The 2,091-nt window shown below is 61.9% G+C and carries 1 protein-coding gene; it reads right to left on the bottom strand.

What is annotated here, in order from left to right; all coding sequences use genetic code 11:
- Positions 1-210: 210 nt before the first annotated feature.
- On the bottom strand, positions 211-2,091 hold a 1,881-nt coding region (locus A3A9_RS40870), incomplete at its 5' end, for a tetratricopeptide repeat protein (protein WP_033839187.1).

Genomic DNA, 2,091 nt, shown 5'->3' with positions numbered 1-2,091 from the left:
ATCATGGAGGGGATTGGCCAAGGGCCTGACCAGCCGGTAGTCGTCTTCGGCCATGATCAGCGCCACGCGCCGCTCCGCCACCGCGGTGGCGGTGGTCGCAAGTATCAGCAGCAGGGCAAACAGCAAACGCAAATCGAACCCCGGCTCAGTCCTATGCCGACCATTCCATCTCTTTATGGCGCGAGCAAGCCAGGCCGAAAAACGGCTCTTTCACTTGGCCGGAGCGTCGAGCTGCTTGAGCCGCTTGCGCAATTCATCCGGAATCCAGGCGTCCGTGGGGGAGAGGATTCCGGCCTGCTGCATATCGGACGCGATCTTGAGGGCGGCCGTTAGATTCGAACGGACATCAAGGCCCATCTCGGCCATTTTGAAATGGTCGATGACCATATCGCGCAGCCACATCGAATTGTCCGGATCGATGGCAGAGAAGCGCTCGGCGATGTCGAGCGACTGCTGGTAGAATTGGGTGGCGAGATCCTTGCTGCCTGTTCTTGCCAGGAGATCGCCGATCTTGCCGCAATTGATCGCCAGATCACGTTGCCAGAGGCTGTTGCTGGCGTCGTTTCCGGTGAGGGCTAGAGATGCATCAAGTGCCGATTTGTAAGCGGACAACGCCGCGTCCGGCTCGCCATTCGCCAAATGCGCGTCGGCCAGCTTGCTGTAGTTGATTTCGAGATCGCGCAGCCATCGCGTGTTGCTCTGGTCGGTCTTGACCAGCATTTCCCAGATGTGGTTGGCCTCGCTGTAGGCGGCCAGAGCCTCTGCATTTGCCCGCAGATTGAGCTGCGCGTCGCCGATGCTGTCATGCAGGATCGCGATATCGCGCTGGCCCTCGAGATTTTCAGGATCGGCGCTGGCAAGGGCCGAACTCACGCTCAAGCCGGCCTGATAGGAAACGATCGCGTCCTTGTATTCGCCCAGTATCTGCAAGCTGTCGCCGATCTTGGTGTAGGAGACGCACAGATCGCGCTGCCAGGAAAGATTGCCGGGGTCCAGCTCCGTCAGCTTGCGCCATATGGCAAAGCCCGAACCGAAGGCGTCGAGGGCTCCGTTGTAATCGCCCTCCATGATCAGCACGTCACCGATCGAATCATGGGCCACGCCGAGCCGGCGCTGCCAGGCAACATTGTCGGGTTCGAGCCCGGCCACCCGTTTGGAAATGTCCAGCGACTTCTGGTAATAGGGCATCGCGTCCTTGAGATTGCCCTGTGAGCGCATGACGTAGCCGATGCGATCGTAGGCAAAGGAGAGATCGCTCTGCCATTCGAGCTCGGTCGGGGCCGCGGCAGCGACCTTCTCGGCCATGCCGGCCGATGCCTGGTAGTCGGCAAGGCCATCGCCGAGCTTGCCCTGGGCAACGGCGGTATCGCCCATCTTGTCCAGACTGAGCGAAACATCCCGCTGCCAGAGGATATTTGTCGGATCGATGCCGGCACGTCTTGTCGATCCTTCGTTCCATTCCTTGTAGGCCTTGGCGGCGTCATCGAGCCTGCCCAGCGTCGTATAGACGTCGCCCAGCCGGGCAAGCGTCAGAAGCTGCTGCAGCCGGTCGTCAGCCGGAATGTCCTCGCCATTGACCTCGCGGTAGAGCGCTGTCGCCTTTTCATAGCCATCCGCGGCCAGCTGGTATCTGAGCAAAGCGCTTGCCGCGCCGCCTTCCAGCGAATGGGTTGCAGCTTCCGAAAGCGTGCGTTCCACATAATTGGCCTTGAGCCGCCGGCGCGAATCCTTGTCGATACCGGCGGCATCGGCGAGCCTGGCGCGAGCGGTATCGAAAGCACCGAGCGAGAGCTGCCGTTCCGCTTCCTGCCGCAAATGCGTCACCGCTGGATCGCCCGAGGCGAGCGTGGTCATTTCCCGTTGCACTTTGACGAAGGCATCCGCGGCTTCCCTGAGCTTGGCGGCGCGTTGCTCGGGACCGAGCGCGGCAAGGTTCTCAGACAGCAGCGCGCCATACAGTGGCGCCAGCGGCATGTCGGCATCGCTGGCGATCTGCTCGACCTCGCCGCGCATGTCCGGCGTCACATCGGCCATGGCCAGCAGCAGCCGTTCGCGCTCCGGCAGCTGTTGCTTGGCGGCGGCGGCAAAGAA

The organism is Mesorhizobium loti CJ3sym (assembly GCF_000472785.1).
In the GTDB taxonomy this organism is placed as follows: domain Bacteria; phylum Pseudomonadota; class Alphaproteobacteria; order Rhizobiales; family Rhizobiaceae; genus Mesorhizobium; species Mesorhizobium loti_E.
This window is presented reverse-complemented; position numbering and strand designations above follow the sequence as displayed.